The following is a 19,459-nucleotide window of genomic DNA, read 5'->3' on the forward strand; positions in this document are numbered from 1 at the left end:
TGATGCGTTTCGGGCCCGTTGTCAGACTCGTGCTCTACGGTCGTCTCTCGTGACGACACAAGTCGATGACGACGGCCTGACGTTCTCTCATTTCGAGGCGTTCCGCCTGATCAACTTCACCTTCATCAAAGCCTGCCAGGCGATCACAGCCCCGGATCTGAGCCCGCGACACAGAGCCGAGAAGCTCATGCGCTACCACGGGGACCTGCTCGCTGCATACGGCCCCGGAGTGCCGCTGTCGTTCGGCGAGTTCCGACGTAAGTTGCACGGGCCCGTCGAGGGACTTCTTCCACCGTGGTTGGACCGGTCCGGCTTCGACGATCTCGCCTTCCCCGTCGTGGACTCTGAGGGTTGCGTTACCGGCAGCGCTTTCGATCTGCAGTGGGAGACTGCGCAGCTCCACCGAATCTTGCAACGGCTGAGGCGGATCGGGCGGATGCGGTTCACGGAGGAGCAGCTCCAGGACGAGATCGATCAAGATCAGATGTACGAGATCCTCAAGGGCCGCGGCGACGTCCAGTACGTCGTGGACCGCACGACGCTGGTGGAGTGCCCCGCCGGCACGGCCACAGAGCTGAACAAGCGCGGCCTGCCCCTCAACGCGATCGGCTTCTACGAGCCAATCCCGTACCACGCCATCTACCGCACCTGGTGGTTCGGCTGCACGGTGTGCAAGTGGCCCATGAAGATCAGCAAGCGGATGAGCGCGGGCCGCGAGTACTATCGCGTCGCCTGTCTTTACGGCCGTCACGCCGATACCGGTGCCAGCTTCGTGTTCCGGCCCACCTCCGGAGATGCACCGCAGCTGCACCCCGACAGCCCTGACACCCCAGCACCGCACGAGGCAGCGCTCGCGCTGGAAACTACCGGTGCCGTACCGGAGGCGAGGCCGGTTGAGGGGCATCTGGCCCTCAAGCGCGGCGTGTGGCGCTACACCTGCGTCCCCGGACTGCACGAGCTGCGTCTCCACGCCGTTCTGCGGGAGCGGCTGGCCGCTGCACTGCCAGATGTAAAGGACGCCGTCACGCTCTGGCCGATGAGCGATACCTACGACCATCGCATTGAGGTCAAGGGCCCTGATGGGAGCACTCACGTCTTCACCGTGGATGTGAAGGACTACACCCATGGGCGCGTCCTGGCCGAGAGCCTGCACCGCAACGATGGCGACAAGGGCGGCGCCGAATGGCTCGTCGTTCCCGACCACCGGGCCGACCAGATCCCCCTGCTGACCGTGACCTGCCACAAGTACGGAATGAAGGCCGCAACCATGACCGACTTCGCCCAGATGGTCTGCCGGAGCGCTGGGGTGGCGTGGGCATGAGCCAGATGACCGTCAGGGACGTCTTCGTCCGCGCCGCGCTAGCCCTGGCCGCCCACTACTTCCCGCAGCAGGACGACGATGGCAAGCCGCTGGCCTCATTCCGCCACGCGGCGTTCTTCGCCAGTTGCAAGCCCCAGGCGTGGGAGAGGTGGAGTGAACTGGGCGGTGAGGAACGGCTGCTCGTGGCTGAGGTGATGAAGGTCAGCCACCCCGACCTCGCCGACGAGAAGCGCTTCGCCTCCGCTGCGCGGATTCTCCTGGGCGCCATGAACATCGGCGACGAGGAGGACGAGGAGAGCACCCTCCAGCTGTTCAAACTGGCCGGTGATCCTCTCACCGCCGCCGCAGCCTACCCCCTGCTGGGAGGGGACTACCTCGGCTACGCCAAGAGCGTTCTCGCGCCTTTCCGGCGGCCGAGCAGCCGGCGCAAGCCTCACGAGTTCGCAGCGCCGGGCCAGACGTACGAGACGAGTGAACGCACCGACGGCAACGAGATTGTCCACGGCCGCGTCACCATCCCCCGCTTTCCCGCTTTCACCCAGCCCCTCGGCCACGACACGCTTCCCGCCCTGACCACCCGGCCCAGCCTCGGCACGGTCCGGATCACCGTCCAGGAGCTCAAGGACATCGCGCAGCTCCTGGACACCCAGTACGAGGGCACGGAGGCAGGCCCCTGGCTGCACAAGGTGCTGACAGGTCTGCTTGACCGGGTCAAAGCCCGCGACACCGGCACCGTCGACGTGCTGGATTTGCTGGCCGGCCGGACCCATATCTTCCACGCACCCACCGGAACCGGAAAGTCTGTGCTGGTGCGGCTCCTGGGCTCGTGGGCCGCGCTCAACAACTATCGTGTGACCCTGCTCGTTCCCGATGTCAAGGCCACCCTCGCCTCCGTCTGGGACATCAGCCGCGACCTCGAGATCCTGCACCGGGCGAAGAAGACGGAGCACTTGGCGACGTGTGCCCCGCTGATGTCGCCGTCCTCCCGTCACGAGCGGGCCCTGAAGCATGCGGCCCTGGTCAAGGAGGATCCCGACGCGCCTGGTGAATGGGGTAAGCGAGGGCTCCGTGACGTCGACCACCTCGCCTACGGGTGCGCACAACAGCACTGGCTGGACTCAGCTGGCGTCTACCGTCCCGGCAAGGAGAACTGCCTGAGCCTGCGCGGTGGCGGCGAGATGCTCGCATGTCCCTGGATCCCGACCTGTGGCAAGTTCACCCCCGCCTACCAGGCCGCTGACGCCACGGTAATCGTCACAAACCACCACAACTTCATCCAGGGCACCATGCGCGTGGGCGTTCAGATCGATGGCCGCCCGGTCCGGTCCGTCACCGTCCGCGAGTTCGTGCTCCGCGCCAGCGATTTCGTCATCATCGACGAGATCGACGCCTTCCAGGCCGTGGCCGTCGACCGCTGCGCCTCCACGGTCGACCTGCACTCCCGTCGGCCGTGGACCGCGGAACCGCAGGTCCTCGACACTGCAGCCAAGCACCTTCCTCTGCGCTTCGAGGACCAGCTCATCGAGCCAGTCAGCCACGTCCGGCTCATGGCCGAGTCGTTGCTGACCGGCCTTTGCACCAAGGCATTCCGCCTCAACCACCACGACGACGCACGGGTGTCGAGGTTGCGGCACGAGTACGACTACGAGGGGTGGCGCCTTCCCCGCTCCAAGGACCGCGAGCTCATCAGCCTCCTGTTCCCCGAGTACCAGGTCAGCGATGGACAGCCAATCCCCGCCGAGGCTGTTCACCGACTGAATGCTCTCGTGCCGGCTCCCGACCTCGGTGAGGACGACGAGACGAATCCTGACGCCATGCTTCTGGCCCCCGAGTGGGAACGGATCAGCAGCATCCTGGGGGCAGTTGTGTCGCCGCGCGGCATCAACCAGCGAGATGCCATCAAGCTCCGGCTCCACGAAGCGCTTGCTCCGATGATCGACGACGGCCGCACACGCAACCGGGCCATCGACCACCTCCTCATCCGCACCCTGATGAGCGAACTGGACGTATCACTCGCCGTTCTGCGCGACACCGCCCAGTCTCTCCGCCACTCTGGACTGCTCACGGCCAACCGCATCATCGATGCGATGCGCCCCGGCGGCGTCGCCGACGTACTCCCACACGGAACGATCGGCAGGCCGATCAACGGCTACCGGGTCACTGGGATGAAGAACCCGGAGAAGGACGCCAAGCTCTCCACCCAGCACATGGCCGGCGACCCGCACACCTACGTGTCGGAACTCGGCGGGCTGGTCTCGCTGCTCACGGCCGGCGTGGAGCGGCCCGTCTTCGGGCTCTCCGCCACGGCGTACTTCCCCCAGGCGGTCAAGGAGCACGTCCACGCACCCGTGATGTGGTGGATGACCGACGCTCAGGAAGAGTCCATCCTGGTCGAGTCCTCGGCCGTCACCTACGGCTCCAGCCACCGTAAGGCCGGGGAACGCATCCAGATTGCCGGCCAGTTCCCCTCCGACAAGCCCGAAGCCTTGCGTGAAATCGGCGAACGCTTGTACGTGACGCAGCTATCCAGGAAACTCGCACGGCTGGCCAAGTCGGACTCGACCCGCGCCCGCGTGATCCTTACGGCCAACAGCTACGAGCAGTGCGGTCACATCGCCACCGGCCTCGCTAAGGCACAAGGGCTTTCCCACCGCGTGTGTGTCCTCGTTCGAGAGGAAGACCGCCTCAGCAACGTCCGCCACCTCCCCGATCCGTCTCTGGTGCGCCGCATCACCGTCGAAGAGGTGGAGGATTTCCCCCAATTCGGCGACATCCTCATCGCCCCGCTGGCTAACATCGCCAGAGGACTGAACATCGTCGTCAATCTCCGCTCAGCCATCCACTCCATCTACCTGTGCGTGAGGCCCCCGCTGATCATCGATGACCCCACCTGGATGTATGGCAGCGTCAACGCAGCAGGCATCAACTCACTCCCCTTGCACGGCACTCCGGATCCGGTGCAGGCTCTCCAAGCGGCCCGGACCGCATCACGCGAACACCTGAACACCATTCTGCGTTCATCGCCACAGCTGTCGACCATGGATCTCGTCCTCCAGGAACAGATGGTCGCCGGAATGCTGGTGTCCCTCATCCAGCTCGCGGGCCGGGCACGACGCGGCGGCACCAACATGGAGCTGCAATTCGTGGACTACTCCTTCCAGGACGAGACCTGGAGCTCCGACCTGGCCAGCATCATCGAACGAATGAGCTCCCGGTGGCTGCCGGAAGAACGACGCCAGATGGCTGAACTGTACGGCGAAGCGGTCAACGCCTTCTTGACATACGCCGGTGTCGACCTCGCCCTCTCCGCATAGCCCAACGCTTCTCCCGAAAGAGATCACAGCATTGAGCGACAACACCGCCACTCTCCCGAGCACTCTCACCCTGCGCTGCACCCCGGAGCTCGTCGAGGGCCAGAAGGTGTATGTACGGATCTTCCCGCGCAGCGTCAGGGATGAATGGGAGAAGGTGAAGGACGACGGGAACGGCGAGCAGAGGGGCCAGCAGCACCCGGACGAGAGGAAGAACCTGCCGTACTCAACGGCGGTGACTTACCTGAAGTTCAGGACTGGCGGGTACGTTCACCTGGACCGGTACCTGAACTTCCTGGTCTCGCTGGAGAAGATCGACGACGACACGCTGCGACACGTCTTCCGGTGCGTCGTCGGGTACAGCAAGGGACTCAGTACCGACCAGGCCATCCTCCTCGACGTGCCGCCCGTAGCGGACGCCATCGCGAACACACCCGAGCAGGAGTTCGAGATGGCACGCTTCCTCAAGCCGCTACCGGGCAGGCAGCCGAAGTGCCCCGACTGGATGTACGTGGCCGTCCCCTGGGTGATCTCCAAGAAGCTTGCCGAGGAGAAATTCACCGTCTACGACCTCGTCCCGATCACCGAGCAAGTCGCTGCCAAGGAGAAGGACGGCTCCCCCAAGCTCGACGGCGACGGCGAACAGGTCTACAAGAACCGCACGATCGGTTGGAAGGCCAACCCGAACAAGAGAGAGGTCACCTATCTGCCCGACAGCAAGGGCGGCCTCATTGCCTGGGACCATCCCTTCGGCCGCAAGTACAACCGCCGTGACGACGCCACCGAGGTCAACGAGGCCACCATGGCCCAGTACGCGATGTCGCGGCTCTCAGTGGTCATGAAGACCGAGCCCAACGTCGTCCACCCCGTCATCTTCCTCGACGCCCATGTCACGCGGGTCCACAGCAACATGGTCCACGCGAAGTCCACCCACATCTACCAGGGCAGCGACGGACTTCCCATCCTGCACACCGAGCTCGTACGAAGCGGCAGCGTCCGAGCAGTCAACCAGCGCGCCCTCGAACTGCTCGCGCGCGACGAAATGGACATCAGCCTCCTCCAAGCGCTGCAGACTCGTCTGGAGGAGGAACGAGCCATTCTGGAGAAGGCCACAAAGGAAGGAGAGTTCCCCTCCTTCATCACCCCGGATCCCGGCGTGCTCCGCCCTCTCATGCCGAAGAACGACAACTTCGCCGTCGGCACGGGGCCGGGAACCCTCCACCTTCGTCTCCTCGCCGAACACGTCTCCAAGGTGCTAGGCGAGAAGGCCAGCTGGGTCGATTTCGCGGTTGAACCGATGACCTTCGAGCCGCGCCCCACGGACAAGAACAAGATGGACCCGCAGGAGCGTGCAAGCCGCATCGAAGCCGGCGAGCTTTTGCACACCATCGGCTTCCCCCCGCCCGAAGAGATCACCGCCTCCGTGGAGGCCCAGGGCTTTGAGCATCTGCGGATCGTATGTCTGTGGTACCGCTGGAGCACCCGCCTGCGCATGATCAACGCGCTGTCCCTGGCCTTCCCAGACGGCCCGCCCATCGGCGATCCGAAGCCAGGCGACGTGGTTCCTCTTGCTCCTGGCATCAGCGTGGTCTTCCGCCAGGCCGAGCGCCTCCTGTCCCATGGCGACGACGTGAACCGGGCCGCGGAGCTGAAATCCCTCGAGGACGACTTCGCGGGCGACCAGCCCCAGGTAGTGGTCGGCGTGTGGTGTGAGACTGAGATCCCAGCTCTGAAAAGGAAGGAAGGGGAGAAGCGCAACGCCTTCCTGCTGCGCAGGGAACGCCACGACGGAAAGTTTCAGGTCCGCCGGCTCCTGGCCAAGAACGGCCTCGTCTGTCAGTTCACCAAGGGGATGAAGCCGGGGGCCTTCGGAAACCCCGCAACAGAGATCAGCCCTCCGAAGCCTGGGAAGGATCACGCCGCCTACATGGCCCTCCTCGACCTGTACCGGTCGCTGGGCATCATCGACCAACGCCTCGCACGGGCCCTCGCGAAGGACAAGAAGGGACACGAGGCAGGCAACCTCGTGTACTGCGGCATCCATGCCCGCCGGCAGGCCAAGACCCCGGACGGCAAGCACACCAAGCGGATCATCGTGGCCACCGCATTGTTCCCGCCGGAGGATGAGAGCGGCGCCTGGACCATGCGCGCATGGACTCCCCACATCGGAGCATGGGTGCCCTACCGGGAGGCGATCGCTGCCTTCCATGCCAGTGACTACGCCCTTCACGTCGACGGCAAGGGTGAGACGGACAAGGAACGCTGGGCGGAGGCGGCAGCGCAGGTCGAGGATGCTCTCGCCAGCCTCGTCCGCGATGAGCTGGAGCCGGGTATGGGCTACGTCGTCATGGTCGACGGCCACGCCTGCCGCAGGATGTGGACAGGGCTCCACAACGAGAACCAGAGCTACCGGGAGGAGGACATCGCCGATCCTCGTACCTGGCTGCCGGGGTACGGCAAGGGCAGGAACGCCCCGCGTAGGAAGCCGAGCGCGGTCATCCGGATGAACGTCGCCCCCGACGAGGTACCTCAGTACGTTCCCGTCCCCCGCGACAGCGACCCGGAAAGCGAAAAGGAATCCATCACGTTCGCCTCGGCAAAACTGCACCGCGGCAAGGTGGACTTCGGCAACCCCTTCTGGATCCTGTTCAACATCCCACGCAACTATCAGGCCAAGGGCGGAGACTTGGGCAAGGGCATCACCCGCTGGGACGCCGATCCGGGCAGGGGAGGCGAGGAGGGCGAGCGGGAGACGAACGAGCTCAAGTCCCCGTGGTGGGCCATCACAGCAACCGAGATCTACCCGGTCGGCGTCGCCGACGGAGTCGACCGGACGATGCTCGCCCGGGCGACCGCCCGCTTGTGCCACCAGACCATCGCCTGGTCGGATCGATCCCGGTACCCCGTGCCCCTGCATGCCGCGAAGCAGCTTGACCTCGACCACCCCCAGTACCGACGGTCAGCTCCGCCGGAGGAGCAGGGGGACGAGGCCACAGACGAGTAGCCCCGCAGCCACACCCTGGTGGAAAGGTTGCACACCGCACTCAAGTGCAAGCTGACCGTCGTATCTGGCGCAGGGATAGAGCACGATGCGAGGAGCACGCTAAGGGCCGACAACCGTGAGGGGTTGCCGGCCCGCCGCGCTCGTCAGTCGACGAGGTAGTGGGCTTCGATGTAGGCAACGGTAGAGCCGTACGGTTCCCCCACCGGCTTCAACATGTACCGGCGGAAGACCGCGGCGGTGGCACGGCGGACGCCTCGGTTGCGGGCCTCGGCGTTGTCCCATGACTGGGCGAGGGTGCGCTTGACCACCTGGTCAATCTCTTCGGCCAGGTTCCGCTCGGTGACGGTGAGGCCGGTCGGTGCGTGGTCGTGGATGATCCGCGACAGGACACCTACGTGGTCATCATCCAGCACGACGGCTTCGTCGGGGTGCTTCTCGGCGTTCACGATGGCACGGGCGACTCGGAGTGCTTCGGCCAGGAACTCCAGGGCGTCCTGGGCGTTCTGGATGATCCGGTCGCGCAGCTGCCTGATCCGTTCTGCCAGGGCGGTGTACTTAGCGGACCCCGGTTCGACGCCCTTCTCGAGGGCGGCCTTGATCTGGTCCAGGATCTCCGCTGCAGAGGGCGGCCTCTTGTCCTCGCTGTCGTCTTTGTCGGACTTGGGGCGGACGAGGGCCAGCAGCTCCTTGAGGATGGTGATGCCCTGGGCGTCGAGGACGAGAGGTTCCTCCTGGGAAGCGGCCACAGAGAAGGAGTGGACGTGGGCGTTGATTATCTCCAGGACCATCGGTCCCAGCTCGCCCAGGCGTTCCTTCCTCTCCTCGTCGGAGGATTTCTTGAACAGGGTCGTGTAGGCGGACCCGAACAGCCCGAAACCGTCCTGGTACTTGGCGATCCGCTTGTCGGTGTTGATGAGCGGGTACAGCCGGGCCAAGAGCCGGTAGTCCTTGGAGAACACCTCTGCGGCATCAGGGTCGGCGTCGAGGAAAACATTGATGGCTCGTACCGACTCGTAGCCGTGGACCGTGAGGTCCAGGCCGTCCACGTTCGCCAACAGGTCTTCGATACGGGCGAAAGTGGTGCGGAACTCGGCGATGAGGTCGGTCACGTCGGTGACGAACCCCCCACCCTTGCCGGTGGCCCCCTCCGCCGTGGGGTCGGCAACGGCCCGCTGGACCTCCTCGGCCAGGCTGATGTAGTCCACGACCACACCGGAGGTCTTCACGAACCCGGTCGGGGACACCCAGGTGCGGTTCGGCCGGGTGATCGTCTGGAACAGGTTGTGGGCCTTCAGTGGCTTGTCCAGGTAGAGGACGCCCTCGTTGGGGGCGTCGAACCCCGTCATCAGCTTCGCGGTCACCACCAGGAAGCACAGCGGATCGTCCGGGGTGAGGAAGCGCCGCTTCTGGTCCTCCTCGTCGACCTCCGAGAGCTTGTACGGCCGCATGGCGGGATCTTCGTCTTTGGAGTCTGAGACGGAGATGTTCACCTCGGCGGTGATTCGGTCATGCTTGCCGACCTCGGCGAGCACCTGTGACGCCTCGAAGCCGGCCAGCAGCTCGTTGATCTTGTCCGTGTACGCCACCGCAAGCTCACGGTTGTAGGCGACAACCTGGGCCTTGAGGCCGTTGCGGTAGGCGCCGGCCAGGTAGTGGTCCACGATGTCCTGGCAGACCGTGTGTATGCGTTCGGGGTTGGCGAACACCGAGGTGAGGCGACCGAACTTGCGCGACAGAGTTTCACGGTCGGGGTCGTCGAGATCGAATTCGTCGGCGAACTGGTCGAACTCAGCCTGCAGCGCCTGGTCGTTCATCTCGAAGGTGACCGGGTGCGGGTCCAACATCACCGGGACGGTGGCCTCGTCATGCAGGGATCGGGACACCGAGTATCGGTGCAGCACCCTGCCCGGGTCGGTCTCCTCGCCGAAGAGGGCGAAGGTGTCGGTGGCGAGGTTCCTGACCGGAGTGCCGGTCATGCCGAAGAACTTCGCATGCGGCAACGCTGCACGCATCTGCCCGGCCAGAGACTCCTCCTTGGAGGACTGCGTGCGGTGTGCCTCGTCGACCAGCACGATGATGTTGCGGCGGGTCGACAGGTTCTTGCCGGCGTCGGCGAACTTGTGGACGGTCGTGGAGATAACACCGCGTACGTCATCGGCCAGCAAGGAACGCAGCTCCTTGCTGGTGGCGGGCTGGTGGAAGTAGGCGTTCCCCATCGCGGAGGTAAATACCCCAGAGGTCTGCCGGACGAGGTGGGTGCGGTCCGAGAGCAGGATGATCGTTGGCGAATCGGTCCGAGCGTCCGCCAAGAGCAGGGAGGCAGCGAACACCATCAGCAGGGTCTTCCCGCTGCCTTGGTGGTGCCAGATCAGGCCCTTCTGACCGTCGGCCAGGACCCGCTTGTGGATCAGATGGGCGGCTTCCATCTGCGGATAGCGGGGCAGGTACTTCTTGTCCGCGCCGCCCCCGGAGGTGGCGAAGAGGGTGAAGTTGGCGAGCATGTCCAGGACCGTGGCCGGGGTGAGCAGCAGCTCGACAGAGCGTTGCACGTCAGCCTGCCCGGAGAGGGTCTCATCGTCGGCAGTGGACCGGAACGGCTGCCACAAATGCAGGGGGGCACCGGCGGCACCGAATCGCAGCTTCAGCCCGTCGGAGGCGATGGCGAAGACGTTGGGGGTGAAGAACCACGGGTACTCGGTGGCGTACACGTCGTTGATCTCGCGGGCGGCGCCGGCCCATCCAACCTTCGCGGTCGGTGACTTCACCTCTGCGACGACGAGGGGCAGGCCGTTGACCCAGTAGACGAGGTCGAACCGTCGGGGGGTCTTGCCGGGGATGGTTATGGTCACCTCGTCCGACACGACCAGAGTGTTGTCGATGGGACGCTCGAAGTCGACGAGCTTCAGGGCGTGCCACACGCCATCGGCGTCCCGGAACTCCTTGTGCCCGCGGAGCAGGTGCAGCACCTGCTCGTTGGCTCGCACCAGCCCGCCCTCGACAGCGTTGACCGTGGCGACGATCTCCTCCACCAACGCGTCCGGATCGAACCCGCCGATCACCTCAGGGTTAAGCCGGACGATGGCATCCCGCAGGTGGCTGACAAGCACCGTCTGCGTCGTCTCACGCGGCAGCGACCTGCCGGCTGTGAAGTTCCAGCCCATCGGCAAGGACCATTGGATCATTAAGTTCTGGAACTCGCGCTCCCGAATGCCCTTCGCCACGCCTTAGACCCCCAGTTCGACAGACTCAATCTCGATGGTGCGATCCAGCAAGCTGGAGAGCAGGCTGGAACGTGCATTCCGGAGGCGGACGACCTCAGCGCGTACCGCATCGGTATTCGCACGGACAGACAACACGGCGGCAGAAACCTCCCGCTGCCGGTCCAGGTTAGTAAGTGGGATGGGTGTGTCACGAATGCGACCCTGGCTGACGTTGACCATTGAGGCGCTGGTTCCTGTAGCCGAACTCGTGAGGTGAGTCCGGGCCGACTTCAGAGCCATGGCTACCACGAGGAAGTCCGGGTCAAGTTCTGATGATGGCACCAGTCGAAGAGTCTTGTCAGCAAGGTAGAGGCCATCTCGAACATCGGCAGGGACTCGTGCGACGGCCCCGACTCGCGAAGGCGTGTTCGCTCGCGTGATGAGTACGTCTCCCGGCTGAACAAGAGCGGCCTCGGGCATTAGCGTGCCAGGTAGAAGGCTCTTGGACTCTTCGGAAAGGAACGCGAAGGGCGTGACCGCGCTGACCTTCAAAACGCCAAGCTCGTCAGCGCCCGGGGGCCTATTGTTCGCCTGGGGACTCTTGCCACCTCGAATGTCATTGAGCACCGTCCCGAGAGCTACGGTTGGTTCGTCCGCGAGCATTTCCTCGGCAACGGCCATTGATACGCGGTCCAGCGCCTTAGCTTCTTTGTCGAGTGCTGTGATCTGGTCATCGACCGAATCGAGAATCTCAACGATCCGAGCTTGTACCTTTCGGGGTGGGATCGGCAGTTGGATCTGCAAGAGCTGCTCTGGGTTGAGACGCTTGCGCCGTTGAACCGTCCCGCTCACTCGGTTTTTCATCTCTGCCCACAGTCGCGGTGAGCCACAGACGTGCCTCATCCAGTCGGGCATTAGATCTGGGCCAAGTGTAAACGTCGGAAATTCGTTGCTGACGACGAATCCGTCGAACTCGGCAGGTACTACAGCGATTGGCCCTTCCCACGCCGTCAATTTTCGCATTACGACCTGGTCGGTGCGCAGCACGTTCATCGCTGCGTACTCTGTATCTCCGCCGTCGAGTTCTCCTTTTGCGACAACACCCTTCCCTGCGTTCAGGACCCCAGCTAGGCGGTAGGTAGTTGCAGGCTTCATCGGTGTGCGTTCGATGTCGAGGTGCATTACTTCCCCGAGCGAACGAAGCGGATAGCCGGCACTCGCCGAAATCTTCGATTCCTGCGACGGAACGGCTACCTTGGGACGTACGGGAGTCTCCAGATCACCGAGGCTGATCTGCTGCCAGTCACTCATCGAAGCCCTCGATCCCGGCGGCAGAGAGGACCTCGAGCATGCGCTGCTCGGTCTTCTGGCGCTCGGCGCGGGCGATGTTGTAGGCGTCGATGAGGGTGCCGAGGTCCTCCTGCTCGGCGGCGGCCTGCTTAATGTAGCGGCCGATGTTGAGGTCGTACCCGTTCGCCACGATCTCTGTGGTGGGGACGAAACGCGTCGAGAGGCCGGCACCTCCGTCGCCGTCGAGGCCCGAGTGGTAGGCGGTCACGATGTCAGTGATGTCTACATCAGTGAGAACGTGGCGGTTCTTGGCTTTGGTGAAGCGCGTGGAGGCGTCGATGAACAGCACGCCTTCCTGCCGCTCCGGGGTCTTGGTGCCGGGGGCGCGGAATACGAGGATGCAGGTCGGAATCGTCGTGTTGTAGAAGAGGTTCGCGGGCAGCCCGATCACGGCTTCCAGGAGGTTGTCGTTCAGGACACGCTTCCGGATGGCTGCTTCTTGGCCGCCCCGGAAGAGGACGCCGTGCGGCAGGACGACGCCGGCACGGCCCTTCTTCGGGTCCATGCTGGCGATCATGTGCTGTACGAAGGCCCAGTCCGCCGACGACTGTGGGGCGACTCCGCCGATGGCGCGCGGGTCGTTGGTCCAGGGCTTCCACTTCAGGCTGTAGGGCGGATTGGCGACAATCACGTCGAACTGCTTCACGGACCCGTCCGGCTTCTTGAAGCGCGGGTCCCTCAGGGTGTCGCCGACCTCGACCTTGAAATCGGTCAGGTTGTGCATGAAGAGGTTCATGCGGGCCACACCTGCGGTGTCCGTTACCGCCTCCTGACCGTTCAGGCTGAGGGAGTACCCCCGACCGCCACGGGCCTTCAGAAGGCTCGCGGCGGCAATGAGCATGCCACCAGACCCGCAGGTCGGGTCGTACACCGACTCATTGTTCTTGGGGGCCAGTAGTTCGATGATCAGCTCGACGACCTCACGCGGGGTGAAGAACTGGCCGGCGCGCGTGCCGGACCCGTCGGAGAAGCGCTTCAGCAGGTACTCGTACGCTCCGCCGAGCACGTCGTGGGACATGTTGCCCTCGTGCATCTTGGGGGAACGATCCATGGCCCGCATGACCGACGCCAGCACTTCCCCTGGCAGCACCGCTTCGGAGGTCCAGGTCATGGACCCGAAAATGCGGGAGAACTTGTCAGGGTTCGCCGACTCGATGGCCTGGAGAGAAGCGCGAACCCGCTGGCCGAGGCCGTGCTGGGCGACGGTGGCGAGCATGGATGACCAAGAGGCGCGGCGCTCGGCGACAGTGCCAGGGAAGATGAAAGGGATCTTGAACGTCTGGTAGTTGCTGTACTCGACCTCGTCGGCTTCCTCAACTGAGAGGCCGAGGCCCTCGTTCTCCTTGAGGAAGATCTGGTGGGTGTGCTCCCACGTGTCCGACAGGTACTTCCAGAACATCAGCGGGAAGACGACCGAGGAGTACTGCGCTTCGGGCATCGCCACGCGCAGCTCGTCGGCGGCGTCCCACAGCCGGTTCTCGATCTCCTGCTGGGTCACTGCCATCAGTCGGTGGTGTCCTTGCTCGTCAAAGGGCGGCGACCCGAAGGCCGTAGGTTACGGTGGGTAACCGACATGCCAGGCTCGGAATGTGCCGCGTGTCCCATCGTGTGTGAGCCCGCGCGGGCGTTGCACTACCCCGGGCGGGCGACGCACCAACGATATCGCTCGGCTATGACAAGCGAGGCCTGCGGCCAGCAGCTGATCGTCCACGCTTGATGATCTTCACGCTGCTCCAGTGCAGGAAGCCCAGCCGGCTCCGGGACAGCGTGCGGGCCGCTTCCCTCCTCCCAAACCCGCTGCATTCAATGAGAACTTTCAGCGTTGCCGCTCCAGGGTGAGGACGGCTTTGGTGATGACGGTCATGCGGTTGGGGCTGATGCAGGATCTGCGGAAGATCTGCCAGGACTTCAGCCGTGCCATGCCGCGTTCGACCGGTGCCCTTGCCGCGGCCAAGGCCCGGTTGGCGGTGCGCTGGGTGAGGGTGAGCTCGCCGCCTGGCGGGCGTTCGAGTCCGGTGGTGACCCAGGGGCCGGCACCCTGGTAGGCGCGGTCGGCGAGGATGGGGACGCCCTGGCGCTCGCAGATCCGGATGATGTGGTGAGTGCGGGCCGCGGTCAGGTCGTGGGTGCGGCCCGGCAGCGCGGGCGAGATCCACAGCACCTCACCGGCAGGATCGGTGACGATCTGGACGTTCACGCCGTGCCGGCGGTGCTTGGCCGAGTAGTCGGCCCGGCTGCCGCCTACGCGGTCGCACTCGGCGAGAGTGCCGTCCAGGAGGACGAACTCCGGATCATGCTCGCGCAGCGTCTTGAGCAGGCCCGGCGCGCGGTCGGCGAGCAGACCGGTCACGGCGGTGACGTAGGCGTGGGCGGTGCCGATGGATATCCCGAAGCCGGCCGCGATCCGGGCCAGGGTGTCGTGGCGGCGCAGGTACACCAGAGCGATGAGCGCGCGCTGGTGCGGCGGGAGTTTGCACCTGCGGTCACCCTCACGGGTGACGATGAGCATCGTGACCCACTCGACGAGGGCATGCGGAAGGTCGAGTGCGGCAGGATAGGGAACCAACGGGGCTCCTGTGCCGGTGTGTTGAGACTTCGAACACCTCCACCAACGGCACGGGAGCCTTGTGCGTTGCGGCCCCTTACCTCGACCTGACCGGCGTCACCCGATCAGGGGCCACGCTGAAAACGCTCAATGATCCGGCCAGCGCGTACTGACCTAACCTTGGTCCGAGGTGTGCCGCCGACCGGGTGCGCACCGGGGGTGAGGACAGAGGCGCGTGTTCGACAAGTGGCTCAGGCCGCAGACCGTGGAGCAGCCGGACGGGCTGCTGGAGTACCAGCTGCTCGCCGACGACGGGCTGATCGAGGACGATGAGCTTGTCGAACGGCTGGGCCGCGAGGTGATGCGGAACTACCTGGCTCCCGGCGAGCTCGCCAACGTCTTCGACGACCTGGGAGCGCCGGAGGTCGCCGGCTACCTGCGGAAGAACAAGTTCCCTGCAGACCGCAAGATCCGGCACGGGGACTTCGGGGAGATCATCACCGGCGCCCTCTACCGCAGGGTGCGCCGATGGTGCGTCCCGGTCCTGAAACTGCGCTACAAGCAGACCCCGGCCCAGGCCGTGCAGGGCACGGACGTGCTGGCGTTCCGCTTCCGGCAGGACCCTCCGGCGATCGCCGTGCCGGAGGTGAAGACCCGTGCTTACCGCGACTGGAAGGTGGGGAACGAGGCGTACGACAGCCTGGAGAAGGTCCTGGGCAGGTTGGATGAGAGCATCGCCTTCCTCATGGCGCGCTGCCACGACCGCGGCCATACGTTTCTCTCGCACCGACTCGGCGCTCTGTTGCGTGAGGGGGCGCCGCGCCATGTGGAGCGGCACATGCTCTTCGTCCACGACGCCAAGTCATGGAAAGAGGACATCGTGACTGGACTGGGCGCGAAGGTGACTCAGCGCACCGAGCTGACCGTCGTCAAGATCGACGATCTCAAGGAGTTCGTCGGCAGGGTCTACGACGCGGCCGAGACCGCCCCCGCCAGCGCCACCACCAGCGGCAAAGACAACGGAACGGCGGGAACAGCGTGAGGGACGATGACGGAACCGTACGGCGTCTCGGTGAAGAGGCACTGTCCACGGGAGAGGCATCCCCGGTCTTGCGCAAGCAGCTGCGCTCCCACGTCCTGTCCGAGCAGATCAGCACCGAGGGGACAGCTGACTACACCTACGACCCAGCTGCGCTGCGCCGTGGCCTCTCGCTCGCCCGGCTCGGGCAGTTGGCCCGCACTCCGCGTGAGCGCCGCACGAAGCCGGGGCCGTTGCCGGACATCGCCCAGGCGTACGCCGACCTCGCCGCGCGGGCGGACGAACCGGAGGCACGGATCGAACTGTTGGCGATCTCGGCGACGATGTGGAGTCTGGCCGGCTACCAGGCCAACGCCACCGCCGTCGCCCGCACCTTCCAGCAGGAAGTCGGGGAGCTGTTCTCCTACGGGTACATGCCCGATACCGACGGGCTGACCATGGCCGCCCCGTACCGGATCGCCGAGGCCGCCGGCGCGGTTCTGCGCCGCGACATCGACGCCGCCTCCCGGCTCGGCGCCTCCGCGGCGAGCGAACTGCCTCGCCTTGGCCGCGCACTCACCGCCGCGCTCGCCGCGGGCCGGGCCGATCAGGCGGACCTTGCTGTGCTGGCCGCCTACGGCCTGGTCGGCCGCTCGGCGCGTTCCCTGGCCATCCTGTGGCGTACCGGCGATCGCACGGCTGGGCGCGCCGCGATCAGTGACCTGAAGCAGGCCGCGGCCATCCTCCTCCAGGCCTCCGTCGTGGACACCTGGACCCTGGTGGACTCCCTCGCCCACGCCGTCGAGGACATCGTCGCGACCTCCCCGTGGCTCCTGCTGCGTCGCGCCTCCAGCTGGTCGAGGACCTGGGAGCGCTACCTCAAGGCCCTGATCGTCTCCGGCCGTCCGCTCACCCAGGTGTGGCCCTCCCAGCGCACCGCCCTGGATGCCGGCCTCCTCGACGCCCGTGCCCACAACCTCACGGTCACGATGCCCACCTCCGCGGGCAAGACCCACATCGCCGAATGGGCCATCCTCCACGCCCTCTCCGACACCGGCGAGGCCGACGAGAGCCCCTTCGGGCTGTGCCTGCGCTACATGGACCCGCCGCTGGCGGTCTATGTGGTGCCCACCCGCGCGCTGGCTGCCCAGGTCGAACGGCACCTCGCCGCCAGCCTCGAACTCGTCGGCCTGCGCGTCTCCTCCCTCTTCGGCGGCGCCGAACACGTCCGCTACGAGAACCAACTCCTGGACTACACCGACGTCCTCGTCGTCACCACCGAGAAACTCGACCTGCTACTGCGCAACACCCCCGAACTTGCCAGCCGACTGCGCCTGGTCCTCGTCGACGAAGGACACTCCATCGACCGGTCCGCCCGCGGGCTACGCCTGGAGATGGTCCTCACCCGGATCCGCCGCACCACCCCCTCGGCGCGAATTGTCCTGCTGTCCGCGGTCCTGCCCAACGGCGAGGACATCGCCCGCTGGCTGGAGCCCACCGCCGACGGCACCAACCACGCTGAGATCGACTGGTCGCCCTCCCAACTGCGCACCGGGGTGTTCTCCTGGCAGGGGCAGGAGAAGGACGGGCAGACAGGCAGCATCCAGTACGGCACCGCCCAGGGCAGGGACTTCTTCGTGCCCAAGGTGCTCACCCGCCGCCTCACCCGCACCCGGCTGTCCCCGCGCGATGCCAAGGACGTCGCGGCCGCGCTGGCGCTGCACTTCGAACGCCTTGGTCCGGTACTGATCTCCACGACACAGCCGTCTTACGCGCGGGCCGCCGCAGGCGCCCTGCAAACGGCACTGCGGAAGACCGACAACCTCGCACTCGGCATGGACTGCACCGATATCGGGCAACGGCGGAGGCTGAGTGATCAGCGCCTGGCGCTCTCGGAAAAGATCGCCGAACTCCTCGGCGAGGAACACGAGCTCACCACGATGGTGATCCAGGGCATCGCCTACCACCACGGCACCATCCCCCAGCCCGTCCGACACCTGCTGGAGCGCGCCTACCGCGACGGGGCATTGCGCGTGCTGTGCGCCACCAGCACCCTCTCCCAAGGCATGAACCTGCCGGTCAAGACCGTGCTGGTGCATAGCACCTGGCGCAACCAAGAGCAGATCGGCGTCCGCGAGTTCTGGAACGCCGCTGGCCGCGCCGGTAGGGCGTTCCAGGAGACCGAGGGCCACGTCGTCCTCATCGCCAAGGACGCGGAGGACGCCCGAAAGCTTCGGCGCCGCTACCTCGACAAGGGCAACATCGAACCGGTCCTGTCCACCATCGGCGCGCTCTACCACCGCCTCGCCAGCACAAGACTGGGCGCTCGCCCTGCCCCCGGACAGAACCTGACGGACCTCGAGCTTCCCGACCCAGAGCAGGAAGACCTGACCGACTGGGCACAGGGCCTGGACCTCCAGCTCCTGACGATGCTCGCCGAAGAAGTCGTCGACACCCCCGACCAGCAGCTGCTGGAAGACGCGGCACACGACCTGCTCGCGCACACCCTGGGCGGCCACCAGATCAGCGCCCAGGACTGGTCCCTCAAACCGCTCGCCCAGTTCACCGCCCGCCGCGTCACCGCTCTCGCCCGTCAGCTCCCCGACCCGGCCGCCCGCGCGGCGATCCTGCGTACAGGGCTGAGCCTGCAAGGGGGCCTCGACGCGATCACCGCCGCCGAGCAGCTCGCGAACACCCTCACCGAGCACCCCGGTCTCCTCGACCCCGCGACATGGCCCGCCCTGCGCGACACCGTCCTGACCGCCGCCACCAAAATCCAGGAACTCCGCCGGAGCGCCACCGCCAAGGACCGGCCGATCGGAGCGATCGTCCCTCTCGCCGGTGACTGGATCGCCGGCTGGACGCACCGGGAGATCCACAGCCACTACCAGCTACTCCTCGCCGCCAAGGACATCACGGTCACCTCGGACTACATCGACAAGGTGATCACCCAGGACCTGGCCTGGGCCGTCTCCTCGATCCTGCAGATCCTGGAGACCCGCCACGGCATCACACCCGAAGGCCCCCTCGCTGCTCTGCCAGCCATGCTCAAGTACGGCGTCGACACCGCCCCCGCCTGCTACGCCGCCAGCCTGGGCATCACCCAGCGCAGCGCGGCCATCGACCTGGCCGCGCGCTGCCCTGTTCCCGAGCCGTCCTTCTCTGACTTCACCGGCTGGCTCGGCAACCTGACCACCGATGAGATCACCGCCATCACCGCCCCCAACGTCGCGGCCCTGCTCATCCGCAGCGCCGAGCGGCGCAGCCCCCGCACCGTTCAAAAGATCATCCTCAGCGGCCGGGGCACATTCACTACCCCCCTACGCGGCGTCCGGCACACCTACAGCCACGGGTACCTAGCCGGGTTGTCCACAGGAACCGTCCTCGACCTCGTCCGCGACCACGACAACCCAGCGGACCCCAACGCCATCCGGGTCGAGCACAATGGGCTCCATCTCGGATGGATCGCCAAAGACACCGCCCGCCCCCTCGCACTCGCCCTCGCCGGCCAGCCCTCCCCCACGGTCAGGGCCATCCTGAGCACCGATACCCACGCCCTCGCCGAAACCGGCGGCACCGAGCAGTTGGCCTCCCACGACCAAGTCGAGCTCACCATCATCGTCGGCTCCAGGTAGCAGCTACGGACCTGGTCGTGGGCTTCGGCTACGGCGTCAGCTCAGCTAGACCGCCCAGCAGTTCAACGGGCCACG

General features: G+C 65.8%; 9 protein-coding genes. 5 read left to right on the forward strand and 4 right to left on the reverse strand.

The annotated features are described in order from the left end of the window. Positions 1–49 precede the first annotated feature (49 nt). The 3 genes from ACZ4VW_RS09455 to ACZ4VW_RS09465 are packed head-to-tail and all read left to right on the forward strand — an operon-like array spanning position 50 to position 7,636. On the forward strand, positions 50–1,321 hold the full coding sequence (locus ACZ4VW_RS09455; RefSeq protein WP_467960223.1) for a restriction endonuclease-related protein: 1,272 nt from the start codon (positions 50–52) through the stop codon (positions 1,319–1,321). Beyond that, on the forward strand, positions 1,318–4,635 hold the full coding sequence (locus ACZ4VW_RS09460) for a hypothetical protein (protein WP_467960225.1): 3,318 nt from the start codon (positions 1,318–1,320) through the stop codon (positions 4,633–4,635). The genes ACZ4VW_RS09455 and ACZ4VW_RS09460 overlap by 4 nt, the downstream gene beginning before the upstream one ends. 31 nt (positions 4,636–4,666) lie before the next feature. Beyond that, positions 4,667–7,636 (forward strand): RNaseH domain-containing protein, encoded by a 2,970-nt coding sequence (locus ACZ4VW_RS09465; protein WP_467960227.1) that lies wholly within the window; start codon positions 4,667–4,669, stop codon positions 7,634–7,636. A gap of 143 nt (positions 7,637–7,779) precedes the next feature. On the opposite strand, the gene ACZ4VW_RS09470 is transcribed toward ACZ4VW_RS09465, so the two are convergent. The 4 genes from ACZ4VW_RS09470 to ACZ4VW_RS09485 form a co-directional block, all read right to left on the reverse strand. Then, a complete protein-coding gene (locus tag ACZ4VW_RS09470) occupies positions 7,780–10,857 on the reverse strand; it encodes a type I restriction endonuclease subunit R (RefSeq protein WP_467960229.1) in 3,078 nt (1,025 codons plus the stop codon). Between the two features lie 3 nt (positions 10,858–10,860). Then, positions 10,861–12,147, reverse strand: coding sequence for a restriction endonuclease subunit S (locus ACZ4VW_RS09475; RefSeq protein ID WP_467960231.1), 1,287 nt, complete (start codon positions 12,145–12,147; stop codon positions 10,861–10,863). Beyond that, positions 12,140–13,690 carry a type I restriction-modification system subunit M gene (locus tag ACZ4VW_RS09480; RefSeq protein WP_467960233.1) on the reverse strand — a complete coding sequence of 517 codons (1,551 nt, stop codon included), beginning with the start codon at positions 13,688–13,690 and terminating at the stop codon, positions 12,140–12,142. The genes ACZ4VW_RS09475 and ACZ4VW_RS09480 overlap by 8 nt, the downstream gene beginning before the upstream one ends. A 312-nt stretch (positions 13,691–14,002) precedes the next feature. Then, complete coding sequence (locus tag ACZ4VW_RS09485; RefSeq protein WP_467960235.1) at positions 14,003–14,752, reverse strand: transposase; 750 nt, start codon at positions 14,750–14,752, stop codon at positions 14,003–14,005. A gap of 214 nt (positions 14,753–14,966) precedes the next feature. Between ACZ4VW_RS09485 and ACZ4VW_RS09490 the strand changes: the two genes are divergently transcribed. Further along, entirely contained in the window at positions 14,967–15,773 is an 807-nt protein-coding gene (locus tag ACZ4VW_RS09490; protein ID WP_467960237.1) for a Hachiman antiphage defense system protein HamA, read from the forward strand. 68 nt (positions 15,774–15,841) lie between these two features. Continuing rightward, entirely contained in the window at positions 15,842–19,384 is a 3,543-nt protein-coding gene (locus ACZ4VW_RS09495) for a DEAD/DEAH box helicase (protein ID WP_467960239.1), read from the forward strand. Positions 19,385–19,459: the final 75 nt, after the last annotated feature.

This window comes from Streptomyces sp. NPDC029139, assembly GCF_055564335.1.